The 19,008-nt window shown below is 32.5% G+C and carries 20 protein-coding genes and 1 pseudogene; 3 read left to right on the plus strand and 18 right to left on the minus strand.

The genetic code is table 11. From position 1 onward, the window contains the following. Window positions 1–6: 6 nt before the first annotated feature. From pknB to gmk, 10 genes and pseudogenes are all read right to left on the minus strand, one after another. Window positions 7–1,821, minus strand: a complete 1,815-nt coding sequence (gene pknB, locus NMU03_RS15180; RefSeq protein WP_290139578.1) for a Stk1 family PASTA domain-containing Ser/Thr kinase — start codon at window positions 1,819–1,821, stop codon at window positions 7–9. After that, on the minus strand, window positions 1,818–2,558 hold the full coding sequence (locus NMU03_RS15185; protein ID WP_290139579.1) for a Stp1/IreP family PP2C-type Ser/Thr phosphatase: 741 nt from the start codon (window positions 2,556–2,558) through the stop codon (window positions 1,818–1,820). The genes pknB and NMU03_RS15185 overlap by 4 nt, the downstream gene beginning before the upstream one ends. Beyond that, window positions 2,542–3,585 (minus strand): dual-specificity RNA methyltransferase RlmN, encoded by a 1,044-nt coding sequence (gene rlmN, locus NMU03_RS15190; RefSeq protein ID WP_290139580.1) that lies wholly within the window; start codon window positions 3,583–3,585, stop codon window positions 2,542–2,544. Before rlmN ends, NMU03_RS15185 begins: the two co-directional genes overlap by 17 nt. Window positions 3,586–3,651: 66 nt before the next feature. After that, window positions 3,652–4,517, minus strand: a pseudogene (gene rsmB, locus NMU03_RS17820) (16S rRNA (cytosine(967)-C(5))-methyltransferase RsmB). Continuing rightward, on the minus strand, window positions 4,514–4,834 hold the full coding sequence (locus tag NMU03_RS15205) for a transcription antitermination factor NusB (RefSeq protein WP_290139582.1): 321 nt from the start codon (window positions 4,832–4,834) through the stop codon (window positions 4,514–4,516). Before NMU03_RS15205 ends, rsmB begins: the two are co-directional and overlap by 4 nt. A 2-nt stretch (window positions 4,835–4,836) precedes the next feature. Next, window positions 4,837–7,023 carry a replication restart helicase PriA gene (gene priA / locus NMU03_RS15210; RefSeq protein ID WP_290139583.1) on the minus strand — a complete coding sequence of 729 codons (2,187 nt, stop codon included), beginning with the start codon at window positions 7,021–7,023 and terminating at the stop codon, window positions 4,837–4,839. 157 nt (window positions 7,024–7,180) lie between these two features. Further along, complete coding sequence (locus NMU03_RS15215; protein WP_290139585.1) at window positions 7,181–7,492, minus strand: hypothetical protein; 312 nt, start codon at window positions 7,490–7,492, stop codon at window positions 7,181–7,183. A 45-nt stretch (window positions 7,493–7,537) separates the two neighbouring features. Continuing rightward, complete coding sequence (locus NMU03_RS15220) at window positions 7,538–7,756, minus strand: hypothetical protein (RefSeq protein ID WP_290139587.1); 219 nt, start codon at window positions 7,754–7,756, stop codon at window positions 7,538–7,540. A 113-nt stretch (window positions 7,757–7,869) separates the two neighbouring features. Continuing rightward, entirely contained in the window at window positions 7,870–8,208 is a 339-nt protein-coding gene (locus NMU03_RS15225; protein ID WP_353956707.1) for a rhomboid family intramembrane serine protease, read from the minus strand. A 181-nt stretch (window positions 8,209–8,389) separates the two neighbouring features. Further along, window positions 8,390–8,950 carry a guanylate kinase gene (gene gmk, locus NMU03_RS15230; RefSeq protein ID WP_290139588.1) on the minus strand — a complete coding sequence of 187 codons (561 nt, stop codon included), beginning with the start codon at window positions 8,948–8,950 and terminating at the stop codon, window positions 8,390–8,392. A 93-nt stretch (window positions 8,951–9,043) separates the two neighbouring features. Here gmk and NMU03_RS15235 point away from each other — a divergent pair, with 93 nt between their 5' ends. Then, window positions 9,044–10,684, plus strand: coding sequence for an Rqc2 family fibronectin-binding protein (locus tag NMU03_RS15235; RefSeq protein ID WP_290139590.1), 1,641 nt, complete (start codon window positions 9,044–9,046; stop codon window positions 10,682–10,684). Here the strand turns inward: NMU03_RS15235 and NMU03_RS15240 are convergent. Then, window positions 10,656–10,949 (minus strand): hypothetical protein, encoded by a 294-nt coding sequence (locus tag NMU03_RS15240; RefSeq protein WP_290139592.1) that lies wholly within the window; start codon window positions 10,947–10,949, stop codon window positions 10,656–10,658. The two genes, NMU03_RS15235 and NMU03_RS15240, sit on opposite strands and share 29 nt — an antisense overlap. A gap of 73 nt (window positions 10,950–11,022) precedes the next feature. Here NMU03_RS15240 and NMU03_RS15245 point away from each other — a divergent pair, with 73 nt between their 5' ends. Next, window positions 11,023–11,763, plus strand: a complete 741-nt coding sequence (locus tag NMU03_RS15245) for a purine nucleoside phosphorylase YfiH/LACC1 family protein (protein WP_290139594.1) — start codon at window positions 11,023–11,025, stop codon at window positions 11,761–11,763. Here NMU03_RS15245 and NMU03_RS15250 read toward each other — a convergent pair. Together NMU03_RS15250 and NMU03_RS15255 are read right to left on the minus strand one after the other, a co-directional pair. After that, on the minus strand, window positions 11,755–13,257 hold the full coding sequence (locus tag NMU03_RS15250; RefSeq protein ID WP_290139596.1) for an NAD(P)H-hydrate dehydratase: 1,503 nt from the start codon (window positions 13,255–13,257) through the stop codon (window positions 11,755–11,757). The genes NMU03_RS15245 and NMU03_RS15250 overlap by 9 nt on opposite strands. Window positions 13,258–13,331: 74 nt before the next feature. Next, window positions 13,332–14,756, minus strand: a complete 1,425-nt coding sequence (locus tag NMU03_RS15255) for a C40 family peptidase (protein WP_290139598.1) — start codon at window positions 14,754–14,756, stop codon at window positions 13,332–13,334. A gap of 249 nt (window positions 14,757–15,005) precedes the next feature. Between NMU03_RS15255 and NMU03_RS15260 the strand changes: the two genes are divergently transcribed. Then, window positions 15,006–15,512 carry a putative ABC transporter permease gene (locus NMU03_RS15260; protein ID WP_290139600.1) on the plus strand — a complete coding sequence of 169 codons (507 nt, stop codon included), beginning with the start codon at window positions 15,006–15,008 and terminating at the stop codon, window positions 15,510–15,512. Window positions 15,513–15,536: 24 nt separating this feature from the next. Here NMU03_RS15260 and NMU03_RS15265 read toward each other — a convergent pair whose 3' ends face one another. The 5 genes from NMU03_RS15265 to NMU03_RS15285 form a co-directional block, all read right to left on the minus strand. Further along, a complete protein-coding gene (locus NMU03_RS15265) occupies window positions 15,537–16,241 on the minus strand; it encodes an ABC transporter ATP-binding protein (protein WP_290139601.1) in 705 nt (234 codons plus the stop codon). A 1-nt stretch (window position 16,242) separates the two neighbouring features. Continuing rightward, on the minus strand, window positions 16,243–17,025 hold the full coding sequence (locus tag NMU03_RS15270) for an ABC transporter ATP-binding protein (protein WP_290139603.1): 783 nt from the start codon (window positions 17,023–17,025) through the stop codon (window positions 16,243–16,245). Next, a complete protein-coding gene (locus NMU03_RS15275) occupies window positions 17,018–17,557 on the minus strand; it encodes a branched-chain amino acid ABC transporter permease (protein ID WP_290139605.1) in 540 nt (179 codons plus the stop codon). The genes NMU03_RS15270 and NMU03_RS15275 overlap by 8 nt, the downstream gene beginning before the upstream one ends. A gap of 68 nt (window positions 17,558–17,625) precedes the next feature. Then, the gene (locus tag NMU03_RS15280) at window positions 17,626–18,015 is read right to left on the minus strand and encodes an ABC transporter permease subunit (RefSeq protein ID WP_290139606.1); all 390 of its coding nucleotides are present in this window, start codon (window positions 18,013–18,015) and stop codon (window positions 17,626–17,628) included. A 76-nt stretch (window positions 18,016–18,091) separates the two neighbouring features. Next, window positions 18,092–18,976, minus strand: coding sequence for a branched-chain amino acid ABC transporter permease (locus NMU03_RS15285; protein ID WP_290139608.1), 885 nt, complete (start codon window positions 18,974–18,976; stop codon window positions 18,092–18,094). Window positions 18,977–19,008: the final 32 nt, after the last annotated feature.

Below are 19,008 nucleotides of genomic sequence, written 5' to 3' on the forward strand. Positions count from 1 at the left end.
TCTCCCTCATTGTCCTGTTGTTGTTTGTTCACCTGCTGGCTGCGTATTAGCAGGTGTATCTGTACTTGGTGTCGTTGTATTGTTATTGTTGTTATTATCTGTTGGTGTTTCAGGTATTTCAGGTTTCGTATTATAATAATACAGTGTAATCTTTTCACCTTTTTTATATACCGTTGTAAAAGCATCTAAAGATTGTCTTTCAACAACATTTAATTTCATGGTTTTGATAACTTCCACTGAAGTTGGAGGATCTAATACACTTAAGTTCACCACAAAACCAGCATCTTCTAAAATGCTTTTAGCTTTTTGAATATCTTGCCCATAAACATTAGGAACGACTGCACTATATCCTTTTGACACAACAAAAGATATGGTTTTATTTTGACTATTTGGATCTATTTTTTCGCCTACTTCAAGCGATTGCTCTAGGATTGTTCCCTTAGTTTGTTCGTCTATTCTTTCTTCTTTCTTAACATCAAAACCAAGCTCTTTTAATTCCTCAGCTACTGTATCATAATTTTTCCCAACATAATTACCAATAACAACATATTGTCCTGATGATACAACCAAACTGATTTCGTCACCTTTTTTCACTTGTGTTTTAGCGATAGGATCACTGGAAATAACTTTTCCTTCTTCTACATCATCGCTTAATTCATAAGTAATATTTTTATCCACTTGGAGTTCTTTTTGTTCTAATAAAGTGATAGCTTCCTGTTCAGTTAAATTCAAAACATCAGGCATTTCAAAAGATTGAGATGGCTGCATAAATAAGAAATATACAGCTAATAAAATAGCCAAAACCCCAATAACACTCGCTCCAATAATCATTATCATTTTCTTATGAGAACGTTTTGGTGCCTTTTCTTCATCTTCTTCAATAGGAAGATGTGTATGTGACTGTGTTTGAGTGAAAAAATCTTTATCTTCAGCCACAATTGTTGCTAATTCCTGATCTTCTTCATAATCAAACGATATTTTTTCGTCATTAATATGTTCAGCCTCTAAACAATGAACTAAGTCTTCTAACATCTGTGAAGCACTATAATAACGATCTTTTATATTTTTGGCTGTTGCCTTAATAATAATATTTTCTACTGATTGAGGAATTGATGGATTAAAAGCACGTACAGACGGCATATCATCGCGCATATGTTTTAAGGCAATATTGACGGGTGATTCACCATTAAAAGGAACTTCACCTCTTAATAACTCATAAAATACAATTCCTAAAGCATAGATATCGCTTTGTGCTGTTGCTTTTTCCCCACGTGCAATTTCTGGAGCCAAGTAATGAAGCGAACCCATAATCGTATCAGTTTGTGTTACTTGAGATAATGATTGAATAGAAGCAATTCCAAAATCACCAATTTTTACAACCCCACTATCTGTTACCATGATATTTTGAGGTTTTAAATCACGATGAATAATTCCTGTAGAATGAGCTTTTGCTGTCGCACTGACAACCTGTTTCATAATATCAACAGCCTCAACATAATGCAAAGCCCCACGCTTATGAATCAATTCTTTTAACGTTTGCCCAGGTACATATTCCATAACAATATAATAATCGTCTTTTTCATCACCGACATCATAAATTTCAACAATATTTTTATGTGATAAAGCGGCAGCTGCACTCGCTTCACGATGGAAACGTGTCACATAAACAGGATCTCCAGTTAGAGAAGAACGCATAATTTTAACAGCTACTGTTCTTTGTAGAATCATATCCTCAGCCTCGTAGACATCTGCCATTCCACCTTGTCCAATGAGTCTTTTTAATTGATAACGTCCAGCTATTTTTTTATTGACTAAACTCATAAATCAACAACTCCTTTTGTGATAATAAGTGCAAAACTGATATTGTCCTGACCTCCATATGTATTAGCTGTATCAATTAATTGACAAGCTTTTGTTTCAAGATCGTCAGGCAAATGTAAAATATCTAAAATTTGTATATCACTTAATGAATTATACAAACCATCAGAACAAATCAATAACATACCCTGATTCATTTGTTTTGTTATGAATGAAGGATTTAAAGCATCACTGACACCTACTGCTTGTAATAATATATTCTTTTGTGGATGAACTTTTGCTTCAGCTTGCGAAATAGTTCCTGAATCAACAAGTACATTGACAAGCGTATCATCTTTCGTTAACTGGATTAATTCATCACTAACCTGATAGACACGTGAATCTCCAACATGAGAAATATAAACCTGATCATCAACGCATAAAACCAAAGCAATCGTTGTTCCCATACCTTCATAGGCAGGTGATTCATGACTTTTGGTTGCTACCATATGATGAGCATGATAAATAGCTGATAACATCCAGTCATGAATATGCTGTTCATCTGTAAGCAGCTCATGATTACGATAATTGTCAATAATATCATCACATACCATTTGCGATGCAATCTCACCAGCATTATGCCCACCCATACCATCACATAAAACAATCAAGCATTCATGATCATTTTTTTGATAAAAACGGACATCATCCTGATTGACTTTTCTGACACGTCCAATATCACTTTTAACGATGATTTGCATTTTGTTCACCTACTTTCATGGCACGTAACTGTCCACATGCTCCATCTATATCACTACCATGTTCTTTGCGTAATGTCACATTGATTTTTAAACGTAACAATTCACTTTTAAACGCTTCTACATCCTGAGGTCGAGATTGTTGATAACCATGCTCATCCACTGCATTATAAGGAATCAAATTGACATAGGCATTGAGTCCTCTGATATAGTGTGCCAATTGTCTGGCATGTTTCAATTCATCATTAACCCCTCTTAAAAGAATATATTCAAAAGTCACACGTCGATTCGTTTTTTTAATATAATCATCGATTGCTTTTCTTAAAACATCCATTGGATAGCGTTTATTGATTGGCATTAACTGATCCCTAATTTCATCATTAGGGGCATGTAAAGAAATCGCTAAATTGGTTTGAATGCCTTCATGACTATAACGTTCAATAGCTTCACATAAACCACAAGTTGAAATCGTAATATGTCTAGCCCCAATCGCTAATCCTTTGGGATGATTGATAATACGTACAAAATCCATCACAGCATCATAGTTATCAAAAGGTTCCCCCGTTCCCATAACAACCACATGACTGACTCTTTCATTCGTATCTAGCATCACAGTTAAAACCTGATTAACCATTTCACCTGCAGTTAAATTTCTTTGTTTCTTCAACAAACCACTGGCACAAAAACGACATCCCATATTACAGCCTAATTGACTAGTAACACAAAGACTTCTACCATAATCATGAATCATCAAAACTGTTTCAATCAATCCTCCATCACTTAATTCCAGAAGATATTTGATTGTCCCATCTTTTGAAACCTGTTTTTCAACAATCTTAAAAGGTCCAATACAATAAGTTTGAGATAATTTATCTCTTAAACTTAAAGACAAATTATTCATTTGTTCAAAAGATTGTACATTTTGACGATATAGCCATTCAAAGACTTGAGTCGCTCTAAATTTCTTTTCACCTAATTCTTGAAAAGCATCAATCATTTGTTCTTGGGTATAATCATAAATCAATTTCATATTTTCATTCCTTTTCTAATAAACACATATAAAAACCATCACTATGATACTTATATGGTAAAATCGTTAATTCTTTTCTTTTTTCATATCAGGATACTTTATCATGAATTTTTCTATTTGTTTTTCATTTTCTTTTTTATTGATTGTACAGGTACTATATACAATATTACCACCTTTTTCAATAAAAAATATGCATTTTCCAATAATTTTTCTTGAATCGCCATAATTTCATCCATAGCACTGCTGTCATGATACTTAATTTCTGGTTTTCTAGCTAAAACACCAAGTCCACTACATGGTGCATCACATAAAATTTTATCAAATGTTTGTGCTGGATAAATCTCTTTTAACATTGTTGCATCCCCAACATGTGTTTTCACATTTATCACATGTAGACGTTCCATTTGTTGTTTGATTAATTCTATTTTATGTTCGTATAAATCATAGGCTTCAATACATCCCTGGTTTTGCATTAACATCGCTAAATGTGATGTCTTACTCCCTGGTGCCGCACACATATCCAAAACATAATCCTCAGCGTTAGGATTTAACAACCTGGCAACAAGTTGACTTGATTCATCTTGAATCGTCACATAGCCTTTTACAAAAGCTTCTGTTGAGGCAATATGATGTTCCCTGTAATAAAGACCATCCGGTGATAATTTGGCTTTTTGCCATTTATCATCTTGTAACATTTCAACTTGTGAAGTTAAAAGTGTATTGACTCTAGCACAATGGCCTGGCACATCTAAAAATGCTTGGCAGATACGCACTGTTTCCTCATAGCCATATTGTTTATTCAACATCTTTACAAGCCATAGAGGATGACTTGTTTCAATGGATAATCTTTCTAATGGTGGTAAATCATCCAATTGATAAGACGATTGAAAAACATTTTGTAGAATCGCATGAATAAAACGTGCTGTTTTCATTCCTTTTTCTTTTTCGCAAGTTCGACAGCTTCATTGATAATTGCATAATCAGGAATATTATCCATCATTTCATGTTGATAAATGCTCATTAATAAAAGCATTTTTTCAAAAGCTTTGACACGCATATGTAAATGTGGTTTTAAAATATATTCCAACAACAACATATTTTGAACTGTTCCATAGACAACTCTTGTTATAAAATCTTTTTGTTGGCGTGTTAATGAATAACGTTTAAAATACTGATTAATCGTTAAATTCAAATAACTTTGTTCTTGTTTGAATTTTAATAATATTTCTAATACTAATTGTCTTTCCATAATTATATTTGTGAATAAGGGTTAAAATCACACACAACCCTAACCTTTCCTTTTTGTTGTTTATTATAATAATCATTAACAGCATTTAATGCCTCATAAATATCTTGTAAGTGTAAAAACTTAACTAATATACGTTCACGATAAATATCCTGCATTTTATAGATTGTACTTTTGGCTGGACCTAGGATAATTGTTTGTTGACTATGACTCTGTAAATAATTTTTCACATCCATTGCTACTTGATGAATCCATTTTTCTTGTTTCGACTGAATTAAAATACTGACCATATGACAATATGGAGGGTATTTTGCTTTTTGACGATATTTCATTTCCTGATGAAAGAAAGATACATAGTCATGTTTGGCTGCACAGGTTAAAGCGTAATGGTCAGGATTATAGGTTTGAATAATCACATGTCCCTGTTTTTGCCCTCGACCACTTCTGCCAGAAACCTGGCATAACAATTGAAATGTTCTTTCACTGGCACGAAAATCAGGAATATTCAAACTTAAATCAGCGTTCAAAACACCAACAAAAGTGACATCTTCAAAATCTAATCCCTTCGCAATCATCTGCGTACCTAGTAAAATATTCGCTTCTTTATTTCTGAATTTTTCTAATAATTTTAAATGACCATTTTTTTGACGAGTCGTATCCACATCATAACGAATCACACTGGCACCATGAAACATCTTTTCAATTTCTTCTTCAATCTTTTGCGTTCCATAACCAACACTTTTTAAATGTGTAGAACCACAATGAGGACAAATATCAGGATAATCCATCATATACTCACAATAATGACATTTCAATTTATGTTCACTACGATGATCTGTCAATGTCACATCACAATGAGGACATTTTAAAACCTCACCACAATCTTGACATTGAACATAGGTTGCATAGCCTCTTTTATTCAATAAAAGAATGACTTGTTCCCCTTTATCAATCGTTTGTTGAATACTTTGTTGCATCTTTTTTGAAAATAAAGAATAGTTACGTTGACGGGTTTCTTGAATCATATCAACAATTTCCACCTGTGGTAATGGTTTTTGATTAATACGTTCAGGTAACTCATATAAATCATAAACACCTTTTAAAGCTCTCGCGTAGCTTTCAAGAGAAGGTGTTGCACTTCCTAAAACAACACTGGCATGATGTGTCTTCGCACGTATTTTTGCTAATTGAGATGTTAAATAACGTGGTTTACTTTCTTGTTTATAACTTGAATCATGTTCCTCATCTAAAATAATGATACCAATATTTTCTAATGGCGCAAATATAGCGGATCTCGCCCCCACCACAACGCCAACTTCCTGACGCTTAATACGACGGTATTCATCATATTTTTCACCTTGTGATAATCGCGAATGCAAAATAGCGACCTGATTACCAAAACGCTCTCTAAAAACTTCTACCATCATCGGTGTTAAAGAGATTTCTGGCACCAACATCATCACAGTTTGATTTTGTTTTAAATAATGAGCAGCTAATGTTAAATAAACTTCTGTTTTTCCTGACCCAGTAACACCATGCAATAAAGCCACTCTTCCTTGATGTGCAATAATACCATCTACGACTTTTTGTTGTTGTGGAGTGAGTTGAATATGTTTGGCTTGATGTTTGATGGAAAAAGGTTGGCGATAAACTTCTTTTTCAATGATTTGAATACAGCCTTGTTTTTCTAAATTCTTTAATAAAGCTCGACTATAAGGTACTTCTTTTAAAGGAATATCAGAATGTTCTTTTAAATAAGTCATACACTCTTGTTGTTTGGGTGTCTTTGCAACTTTATCTATAATAACTTGAACACATAGCTGAGTTTTAACGCCAACAGATTGATGTGTCGCTGGTTTTAACTGCGTCGGCAACATCGCCTGTAAACATGAAATACGTGGTGATAAGGTCATACGTGATAATTGGTAGGCTAGTGCCTGTAATTCATCATTTAATAATGGTTCTTCGTCAATCACTTCTAAAATATATTGATAGCGAAAACCAGATTGCGTTTCTAATTCTTCTTTAGACAATTTTGTTTCTTCAATACTTTCCACATATCCCATAATCTTTTGATAACCAAAACGAATCCATACACGAATACCTTTTAATAATGGTTCATGACTTAAATAATCAAATGTCGTATCTAAAGAATGTACAGGATGTTCAACCAATACTTTCACAATATACATAGCCTCACCCACCTATTGCCCTATTCTATCATAAATTCACTCTTTTTAAAATATTTCCTGATATTTTCATATAAAAAAACAGACTTCATGTCTGTTTAATATTATTGATTTTGATATTTCTCTTCACCCCACCATAATGGTATCAGTTCTTTTAATGTCACAATTTGACGTGTCTGATAATCCACCATAATTTCCATATCCTGTTTTTTTCATTTAACTGCATAAAGAACTCTCGACAAGCACCACAAGGCATACCACTGCCTTCTCCATAAGGAGGCTTATCACGAAAAGCAATCATTCTTTTGACAACGGTCTGACCACTTTGCATATACATATTAAGTCCTGCAACCCTTTCAGCACATAAATCCATCACACCAGAACAACTTTCAATACAAAACCCAGTATAAATATCACCATTTTCACTTTGTAAAGCACATACAACATGATGGGCATAAAGAAATGGTGACACAACTTCTGGATGATATTGTTCCTTTGCTTTTAAATATAATTCTTCCTATATATCCATATCAGTCACTCCCCTTACATTTTTTAAATCATTTTCAACAACATAAGATTCTATATAGCCACAATCCTGACAAATATATTTATCCACATCCACAGTATGATAACCACTTGTAATCCGATGATAACTATTACGTTTCCATAATCCCTTATTATGAACATGTAAAATATGTTGACTACCACATTTTGGACAAAGACCAGTTTTTTTCATGGCATTGACTCCTTAAATATCCATTTTTTATAAATCATTCCACTCATCATTCCTACACCAAACGCAATCAAATGGATAACTAATGTCGACATATTCATAACATAAATAGGAACTTAACAAAAAACAATATAAACAATAAGCCACAAGCTATACTTTGATGAAATCTGAAAAACAGGTAATCTAGAATACATGATACAAATCAATCCTAATAAAACAAAAATAGCTGGTGAACCGCCAACGCTTGTCATTTCAGGATAAATATAGCTAAATATAAAATTCGTTATTATGCCACCAATAAAAGAAATAATAAACAAATGCCATGCCTTGATATAATGATCAATATAAATATCAAGATAAGTCATAGTTATCGCATTGAGGAACATATGAAAAATATTGACATGAAAAAAAGACTTGTCACGAAACGATAATATTCTCCATTGATGAGATGCAATCCTTTATTACTTAATAAATCTACCCAAGGATCATTCATCAAACACACTAAAAGTAAACACCAGATAACAATCCATAAATAACTCATTTTCATTTTCATCAGCTTCACCCACCCTATGATTAGGGGGACATAAATCTTATAAATTTGTTAATTCATTCATAAAAAAACACCAGTAAGGTGTCTTATAAATTCTCTTGAATGATTTGAGCAATTTTTTCTTTGGCTGCCACAACATCATCATTTTCTACAACATATTTATATTCGTCTTTTGTTGCAATTTCTTTTCTTGCCTTTGCAAGTCTTTCCTGTACAATACTTTCTTCTTCAGTACGACGACCACGAATACGACGTTCTAATTCTTCTAGTGATGGAGGTACTAAAAAAATCGTTAAAGCATGTGGGCATTTTGCCATAACTTGCAATGCTCCTTGCACTTCAATCTCTAAAACGACATTTTTACCTTCATCTAATAATTTTTCAACATAAAATTGCGGTGTTCCATAATAATTCCCTACAAACTGGGCATATTCCAATAATTCACCTTTTTCAATCTTATCCTTAAATTCTTCTTCACTAACAAAAAAATAATCAATTCCCTCTTTTTCAGTTGGACGAGGTTTTCTTGTTGTCATTGAAATAGAATAAGCTAAATTTAAACTTTCATCTTTAAAAAGTTCCTGACGCACTGTTCCTTTCCCAACACCACTTGGTCCACTTAAAATAATCAAAAGTCCCTTTTTCAATCTCTCCACCACCTTTTGAAACAATGTTACATGAATGTAACTTTAATGTCAATTCTTTTTGAAATATGTTATACTATTTATCGGTGATGAAAGATGGCTTATGATGGAATGATGTTATCTCGTGTTGTAGAACAACTACAAAACCAACTGACACGAGGAAGAATTAATAAAATATATCAAATTTCACAATATGAACTATTGTTTCATATTCGTTCACAAAGGGAGAATTATAAATTATTGATTTCCATTCATCCTGTTTATGCAAGAATTCAATTAACACAATTAACTTATCCAACACCAGCTACCCCAAATGCTTTAACGATGTTATTAAGAAAACATTTAGAAGGTGCTTATATTGAAAAGATTTCACAGGTACAGTTAGATCGTATTGTGGATATTGAACTGATAGGAATGAATGAACTCAAAGATACAGTCAAATACCATATTTATTTAGAAATCATGGGAAAACATTCTAATGCAATTTTAACCCATGACAACAATAAAATCATTGACTGTTTAAAACGCGTTTCTCCTTCTATGAGTACACGTATTTTACAACCAGGAGCAACTTATCAAAAACCTCCGTTAATTGATAAATATAATCCTTATACAAGTGGTTGGATTGAAACTGATAATTTAACCAAAACTTATCAGGGATTTTCTCCCGAATTATCCAAAGAAGTTTTATATCGCCTTCATCAAGGTGAAGATTTTCAGGAAATTATGAACTTATGCAAACATTCTCAAACACTTTATATTCATAAATATCAAGATAAAGAATATTTTCATATAATTCCTTTAACTCATTTACAATGCGATTATACAACTTATCCATTGTTTGAAGGTTTAGATCAGCATTATGATTTAATTGATGAAAAAGATCGTATTAAACAACAAACTTCTGATTTAGCAAAATTTATTCAAAATGAATATCAAAGAAATATTAATAAATTGAATAAACTTCAACAAACATTGTTTGAATCACAAAATAGTGATGATTTACGTATTAAAGGAGATTTATTATTTGCTAATCTACACTTAATTTCTAAAGGACAAAAAGAAGTAATAGTTGAAAATTATTATGATGGAACAATGATGACTATTGAATTAGATGAAAGATATGATGGAAAAACAAATGCCAATAAATATTATGCGAAATATCAAAAAGCGAAAAAAGCTTTATCACATCTTCAAGAGCAAATCAATATTACAGAAAATGAAATTCGTTATTTTGACACTTTAATAACATTGATGGATAATGCCTCTTATTATGATGCTTTAGAAATGAAAGAAGAATTAGAAAACTTAGGTTATTTAAAGAAGAAAAAATCAAAGCAAGTCCATCGTCCTAAAAAACTACATGTAGAAACCTATATCACAAAAGATCAGATTCCTATTTATGTAGGTAAGAATAATCTACAAAATGATTATCTTACCTTTAAGATGGCTTCCAAAAATGATATGTGGTTTCATGTCAAAGACATGCCTGGAAGCCATGTCGTTGTGCATAGTCAAAATTTAGATGAATATACAATTCGTCTTGCTAGTCAAATGGCAGCATATTTTTCTAAAGGAAAACATAGTTCTTCAGTACCAGTCAATTATACTTTAGTCAAAACCTTAAAGAAACCACAAGGTGGTAAACCTGGTCAAGTAATATTGTCACATTATTCAACAATATATATTGATCCTGATGAAAGTCTTTTTAACGACATCCAAAAGACGAATTCATAGGGGTATTGACAAAAGTTTGTTCATAAACAGGATAAAATACTGGATAATGCATACAGTGATTAACACGACGACATTCGATTGGACAAATAATTGGTTGTGGAACTGGTGTGATTTGATTTGTTACGCAAACTCTTTTAGGTGCAACTAAAGGTTGTGGACGAGGACAACCATTCACGTTTCCAAAATTCATTTGTTGTGCTTGGTATGAACATCCGTTCATATTTCGACAACCGCAAGATTGACAACCACAAGATTGTTGAAACATCATTAATCCCTCCTTCAATACTTAATGTATGTAAAAATCAAAAAAAGGTAGGGCATATGAAAGGAGTTATATTATGAAATTAATAGAATGGAAATGTTTTGATGAAATAGAAGCTTATACAACTTGCAGTTATGATGATAAGTATCTTATGAATATGAGTTTTAATGGCATTGATGATCAACAAGTTTTAAAAAATCGTCAACAACTCGCAAAAACTTTAAATACAGATTTATCTCAAATGGTAGCAACTTTACAACAACATACAACCCATTTTATTGAAGTACATTCCAATGATGGAGGTAGAGGCATGTTCAGTCGTGATGATGCCTTGATTGGCTATGATGCTATGTATACAAGAGATCGTCATTTATGGTTATGGACATTTCATGCTGATTGTTGTCCTGTTTTACTTTATTGTCGTGATCAAAAAATTGTTGCTGCTATTCATTCTGGTTGGAAAGGAACGGTTGGTGAAATTGTTAAAAAAGTTGCTCAGCATTTGATTGAGAATGAACATTGTCATCCTCAATATATGTATGCATATATTGGACCATCCATTGAACAAAGAAATTTTGAAGCCAAAGATGATATTATTGATTTGGTCAAAAAAATGTCTTTTGATACTCGTGATTTTTATATTCAAAAAGAAGATGGAACTTATTTATTAAACAGTAAAGGACTTATTCAACAACAATTATTAGAATTACAAGTCCCCAAACAAAACATAACAATATCACCCTATTGTACAATTGAAAATGAGGACCTTTTTTCTCATATCGTAGAAATAAAAGTCCTCATCGTAATATTACATTGATTTCGTTAAAGTAACTTTCGGGTTACTTTTTATAATCTTATTCATTGTATTAGGAAGATATTCAATTAAGCGAGATGGAATCACAGTATAATCATTTTCAGCCAATATATCACCTGTATAGCCATGAATAAATACACCTAACATAGCAGCCTGCAACGCACTGTATCCTTGTCCTAAAAAACTAACAATAATACCTGCCAAGACATCCCCCATACCACCTGTCGCCATAGCCTTATTACCCGCCATAATACGATAGGATTCTTGGCCATTTGTGACAATTGTATAAGGACCTTTTAAAACCAATGTGAGATGGTATGCTCTTGCAAAGCTTTGAGCCACTTCTAACATATCATCCTGATCATCAAAAGCACATAGACGTTTAAATTCACCTAAATGTGGTGTCAAAATAATATCTCGTTTTTGTTGTTTCAACAAATCAATATGTGCTGATAAAATTGTTAAAGCATCACCATCAATAACCAATGGTTGATTTGTTTTTTCTAATACATCAATCACACAACGATAACTATCTAAACTTTGTCCTAACCCACACCCAATCAATAAAGCATGATAACGTGAAAAATCTTCTTTTTGTACAATCGGTGGCCTTAATACCGTTGTTGCTTCTGGACAATAATGCGATAAAGCCTGAATGACACTTTCTTCACTCATCACAGTTGTAATGCCACTACCACTATATACACAACTTTTCGCACTTAACAATGCCGCTCCTTTATACTCCTGGCATCCTGTTATTAAACAAGTATAACCATAAGTTCCTTTATATCCATCAAACACCCTTTCCTTCAATAATGGAAATATAACTGTCTGATCTGCCATCTGATATAAACCAGCATCCACACTCACATCTTTAGCCTCTAATTTTTCAAGTATTATTTCACCTGTAAAAAAACGACTATCTGGATTTAAAAAGCCATTTTTCAAAGCACTTAAAGTAATAGTTTTTGTAGCATAAACAACACTTTGATAAGGTTTTCCAGTATTACAGTGTAAACCAGTTGGAATATCTACTGCGATGACTTCTTTGTCATATAATTGATTCATGACTTCAATAACACTTTGATAGATACCTCTTGGTGAGCTATTCAATCCAAATCCAAAAATCGCATCAACAATTGTATCACATGACTCCATATACTGCATCATTTCATCCAAGTTTTCCTGTTTAAATAAATGTACGCAAAGAGATAAATCATAGCATTTCTGTAAATAATAAGCATTGGCTTTAGAAAGATGTTGACTATTTTCAAAAATAAAAACATGAACATTTTTTTCTTGTTGATAAAGTTTAATGGCTAACGATAAACCATCGGCACCATTATTACCCGGACCACAAACAATCGCAAAAGCATTTCCTTGCATATGTTTTAATAAACAGTCACTAGCTTTATCAACCAGTTCTTCTATGGCATAACCTTGTTTCAATAAACATTCATCGTATTTTTTCATTAAAAATTGACTTCCAATATACATATATCTCACCTCTTTTGCTTATATTATAACAAAATAAAAACTGTAATGAAATCATTCATTACAGCTTTTATTCATTAATATCTTACGCCACAAGTGAATCCACTTAAACTTGTATAGCTAACAACAGCTCCACTATGAGGTGCGTGAATAACTCTTCCACCACCTACGTAGATTCCTACGTGACCTGGTCTCCATACAATATCACCTGGTTTAACACTAGATAGAGAAATTCTTGTTCCTCCACTCTTTTGAGCTCCAGATGTACGTGGGATACTCTTACCATTTTTACGATATACCCATTGAGTAAATCCTGAACAGTCAAATGAACTTGGTCCAGTCGCACCCCATTTATATGGACAACCTAATCGTGATTTAGCAGTAGCTACCATTCCCTGATTAGGAGCGATATCATCCGGATTAACAACTGTGACTTTCAAAGATTTAGAAGTTGAATTTCCAGCTTTGTCAGATACACTATATGTGACTGTATATTTACCAGCTTTTTTCGTGTTAACTGAACTACTGATTTTGACTTGAGAAGCCAGATTTCCATCTTTGTTGTCAGTTGCGCTTTCTAGATAATTCTTCGCATCAAAGCTCTTACCTTTAGTAATTTGCACTGAAGATTTAGATAAACTAATCTTTGGTGCACTTAAGTCTCCAACTTTAACTGTTAATGATTTTTCAGATGTATTACCTGATGAATCCTTAGCAGTGATTTTTAAAGTTGTTTCACCATCTTTTTTCGTATTCACTGTACCATCTACATCAATAGATTTTACAGTCTTATCAAAGTTATCAGTAACTTTGATATAATCTGAATAGTCAAACTGAGAACCATAGTCTACTGTAACTGTAGATCCCTTCTTGTAACTAATAGTAGGTGCAGTCGTATCAGAAACATAGAATTCATATGTTTGCTCTGTTGTATTTCCAGCATTGTCAGAAACACTCAATGCAATCATTTGTGATCCTAGTTTTGATGTGTCAAGTTTCTTGTTAGATTCAATGAACGCTGTGACATCTCCATCAACATTATCAGATGCACTGACATATTGAGTAATGTTTTGACTTCCATTTGCTTCTACATCAATCACATAACCTTGACCTTCTCCTACTGGCTTCAATTCAGGAGCTGTTTTATCAACAACTTCTACTTGAACAACCTTGGTATTTAAATTTGAAAACATATCGGTTGCAGTTACTTCGACGTTATATATACCTAATTGATATGCATCATATGATGTATCATCAATCTTAACATCCATAGCGTCTAGGGAATCACGATTATCAGAAATAGCGAACATCGTTTTGTCTAGCTTTGTCCCATAAAGAACTTCAATCTTATTTGCTTCGATTGTCGGTTTTTCTTTATCGACAGCTGCATAACCAACTAAACCAAATGTTGAAATACATAACATCGGAATGAACATAGCTTTACGTTTTAAAACATGTTCTTGCATGATTTCTAATAAATTCGTCTTAATATTACTATCCATTCGTTGCCTCCTTTCAATAATATACCCATTTAGAATTATAAAACAATGTTCACAAAAAGTCCACAACTTTCTTAAGAAATTCTTAAGAAATTAAAATTATGTTGATTATATCAGTGTTTTTTTAATTAAGTTTTTTTGATGTTTTTTTATTTTCTCCCAGTTTCCATACAAATTATGGACTTTTTAGTTATTGTTTAGACATATTTTTACATCTCTTTTCATAAAATAAAAACACCAAAGGAGAATGTCATGATCATTGTTTATTTTTCAATTTATTGTTTTTTAGGTTATTGGATTGAATCTTTTTATATTTCATTGTTCAAGAAAAGATGGTTTTCATCAGGTTTATTAAAAGGTCCATTTATACCCCTCTATGGTTTTGGTGCTTGTCTTTTAATACTGAGTCAACCTTTCCTTATCAAACTACACCCTCTTTTTTCAAGTCTTCTAGGTGGCTTACTTATGACGCTTTTAGAATTATTGAGCAGTTATTATATTGAAAGATTTTTTCATACCCATTGTTGGGACTATTCACATCATCATTTACACTATCAAGGAAGAATTTGTTTAGTATATTTTTTATTATGGTGTTTATTAAGTGGGGTATTTTTATATTTTATTCACCTCTTCATCCTTTCCCTTCATTTCCCTCGTGATGCTTGTTATTTAATAAGTCTTATTTATATTTCTTTTATATTAAAGGCTTATAGTGAACGCCTTTTTGCCAATCAGCAAGACGGTGTGAAAATTCATTAAAAAAAGAAGATTTTTCAATCTTCTCTAACCTAAATAAGCTTCTTTTACTTTTGGGTTATCAGCGACTTCTTTTGCTTGACCAGATACGATAACATTTCCTGTTTCTAACACATAAGCACGATCTGCAATAGAGAGTGCTTTATTTGCATTTTGTTCAACCAAAAGCACAGTGACACCATCTTTATTAATACTTTTGATAATATCAAAAATTTCATTGACCAAGATAGGTGATAATCCCATTGATGGCTCATCCAATAATAATAATGATGGCTTAGACATTAAAGCACGCCCCATCGCTAACATCTGTTGTTCACCACCAGATAATGTTCCAGCAAGTTGATTTTTACGTTCTTCCAAACGTGAAAAGCGTTTAAAAACTTTTTCCAAATCTTTTTGAATATTTTCTTTATCTTTTCTTAAATAAGCACCCATTTCCAAATTTTCAAGAACTGTCATTTCCGTGAATACATGACGGCCTTCAGGAACTTGAACCAAGCCCAGTCCAGGAATTTTATGCGATGCAACTTTAGAAATATCTTTTCCATCAAAATGAATAGATCCACTACGAGAACGAATCAAACCACTGATTGTATGCATAATAGAAGTTTTACCTGCCCCATTGGCTCCTATCAAAGCCACAATTTCTCCTTGATTAACTTCAAAAGAAACATTCTTAATAGCATGAATCACACCATAATAAACATTAATATCTTTAACTTCTAATAACATATTATTCCCCCTCATCGCTACCTAAATATGCAGCAATAACTTCTGGATTATTTTTGATTTCATCAGGTGTTCCAGTTGCTAAAACCTGTCCAAAATTTAATACTGTAATTTTTTCACATATACCCATGACAAATTTCATATCATGTTCAATTAATAAAATAGCTAAAGAAAATTTGTCTCTAACAATTTTAATTGTTTCCATTAATTCAGCAGTTTCAGTTGGATTCATTCCTGCTGCTGGTTCATCTAACAATAAGAGTTTAGGATGCGTTCCTAAAGCACGAGCAATCTCCAATTGTCTTTGCTTTCCATAAGGTAAATTACTAGCCTTGACATTGGCAAACTGATCAAGACCAAAAACACGTAATAAACTCATTGCCATTTCTTCAATTGCTTTTTCTCCATTACGGAACTTAGGAAGTTTTAAAATACTATCCAACAAGTTATAGCGAACAGAATCATGCAAAGCCACTTTAACATTATCTATAACTGTTAAATCCTTAAATAAACGAATATTTTGAAAAGTTCTGGCAATTCCTAAACGATTCACAGACACAATAGATTCTTTTGTAATATCTTGTCCATTAAGATAAATATGGCCATGAGTTGGTTCATATACTTTCGTCAACAAATTGAAAACAGTTGTTTTTCCAGCCCCATTGGGACCAATTAAACCATATATTTGCTGTGGTTTCATTTCAATATCAAAATCTTTAACAGCAGTTAGACCACCAAATTCAATACCAAGATTCTCTGTTTTTAATATTAATTTTTCATTAGTCATTGTCCAACTCCCCTTTTATTTTATTCTTTTTGAATATTTTCTTTATGAATTGGCTAATTGTTGGATTGTTTGTTACAATCATGATAACAATTAAAACAATAGCATAAATTAACATACGATAATCTGCCATAAATCTTAAAAGTTCTGGAAGTAAAACAAGAATAAATGTTGAAATAATTGTTCCCAACATATTTCCTAGTCCACCTAAAACAACATAGACGAGAATTAAAATAGATTGGTTAAAATCAAATTTAGCAGGAACCAAAGTAGAAAAGTTCAAACCATAAAGAACGCCAGCCGCTCCAGCAATACCTGCTGATAATACAAAAGCAATTGTCTTGGTTTTGACAATGTTGATACCTACAGATTCAGCTGCAATACGATCATCTCTTGCCGCCATAACATTACGACCATAACGACTATTAATAAAATGGAAAATAACAAATAGTGTAATAATTAACATAATCACACCCACTGTAAAAGTTGAGATACGATCAGTGGCAGTAGCACCAATTGGGCCATTAATTAACATTTTTCCACCTGGTGCTAAATCAACTGTATTAGTAATAAAACTAAAATGGAATCCAGCTGAATCAAATCCTAAAAAGTATTATTAATTAAACTTTTAATAATTTGACCAAATGCTAATGTAACAATCGCAAGATAGTCTCCTTGTAGTTTTAAAACTGGGATACTGATTAAAAAGCCAAAGAAAGCAGCCACAATCGCTCCCATAATAATAGAAACAACAAGTCTTAAAATATCATTAGGAATAATATTAGCCATAACATTAGATACAATAACACCTGTAAAAGCACCAATACTCATAAAGCCAGCATGACCTAAACTTAATTCTCCAGAAACACCGACAACTAAGTTCAAAGCTAAAGCAACAATAATATAACTTGTAACAGGAACTAATAAATTAATAAATAAACTTTTTAAAGACCCTGTGTACATTAATATTTCTATAATAATGTAAGCAAGCAAAACAACGCCTACACAAATATGACATTTTTTATTCTGACCAAGAAAGGCAGTTTTTATTTTCTCCATAAGATTCCACCTACACTTTCTCACTTATTTTTTTACCTAATAAACCAGTTGGTTTAATCAATAAAACAATAATCAATACTAAAAAAACAATCGCATCAGACATTTGTGAAGAGATATAAGCTTTTGCAAGGGTTTCTAAAATTCCCAATAACAACCCACCAATAAAAGCACCAGGAATAGATCCAATCCCTCCAAACACAGCCGCTGTAAAGGCCTTAATACCAGGCATTGATCCTAAAGTCGGATTAACCGCTGGGTATGTAGCACACAATAAAACAGAGGCAATGGCAGCTAATCCAGAACCAATTGCAAATGTAATAGATATTGTTGTATCAACATTAATACCCATTAATTGAGCTGTTGGTTTATCTTCTGAGCAGGCACGCATCGCTTTTCCAACCTTTGATTTATTAATAAATAAAGTTAAAACAATCATAATAACAATACAAATCAATATGGTAATAATTGTTAAAATAGAAATTTGTAATTGATTATTAAACAAGCTCAAATTACCAAAATTAAACTTTGCAGGAAAAATCTTTGTATCAGTTCCCCATAAAATCTGTGCCGCATTCTGTAAAAAATAACTAACACCAATAGCCGTAATCAATACTGATAAAGCAGAGGCTTTACGCAATGGTTTATAAGCCATTCTTTCAATCAATACACCTAAAGCTGTACATACAAAAACCGACATTAAAACTGCAACAAGAGCCGGCATATTATATTTTCCAACTGCAAAAAAAGCAACATAGGCACCAACCATAATGACATCACCATGTGCAAAATTCAGCATTTTCGCAATTCCATAAACCATTGTGTACCCTAACGCAATAATCGCATAGACACTTCCCAGTCCTAAACCTGTAATTAGAAACGATAGAAAGTCCATCATCTATTTCCCCCTTCACATAAAATTCTTCTTTT

The organism is Allocoprobacillus halotolerans (assembly GCF_024399475.1).
Lineage (GTDB): Bacteria > Bacillota_I > Bacilli_A > Erysipelotrichales > Coprobacillaceae > Allocoprobacillus > Allocoprobacillus halotolerans.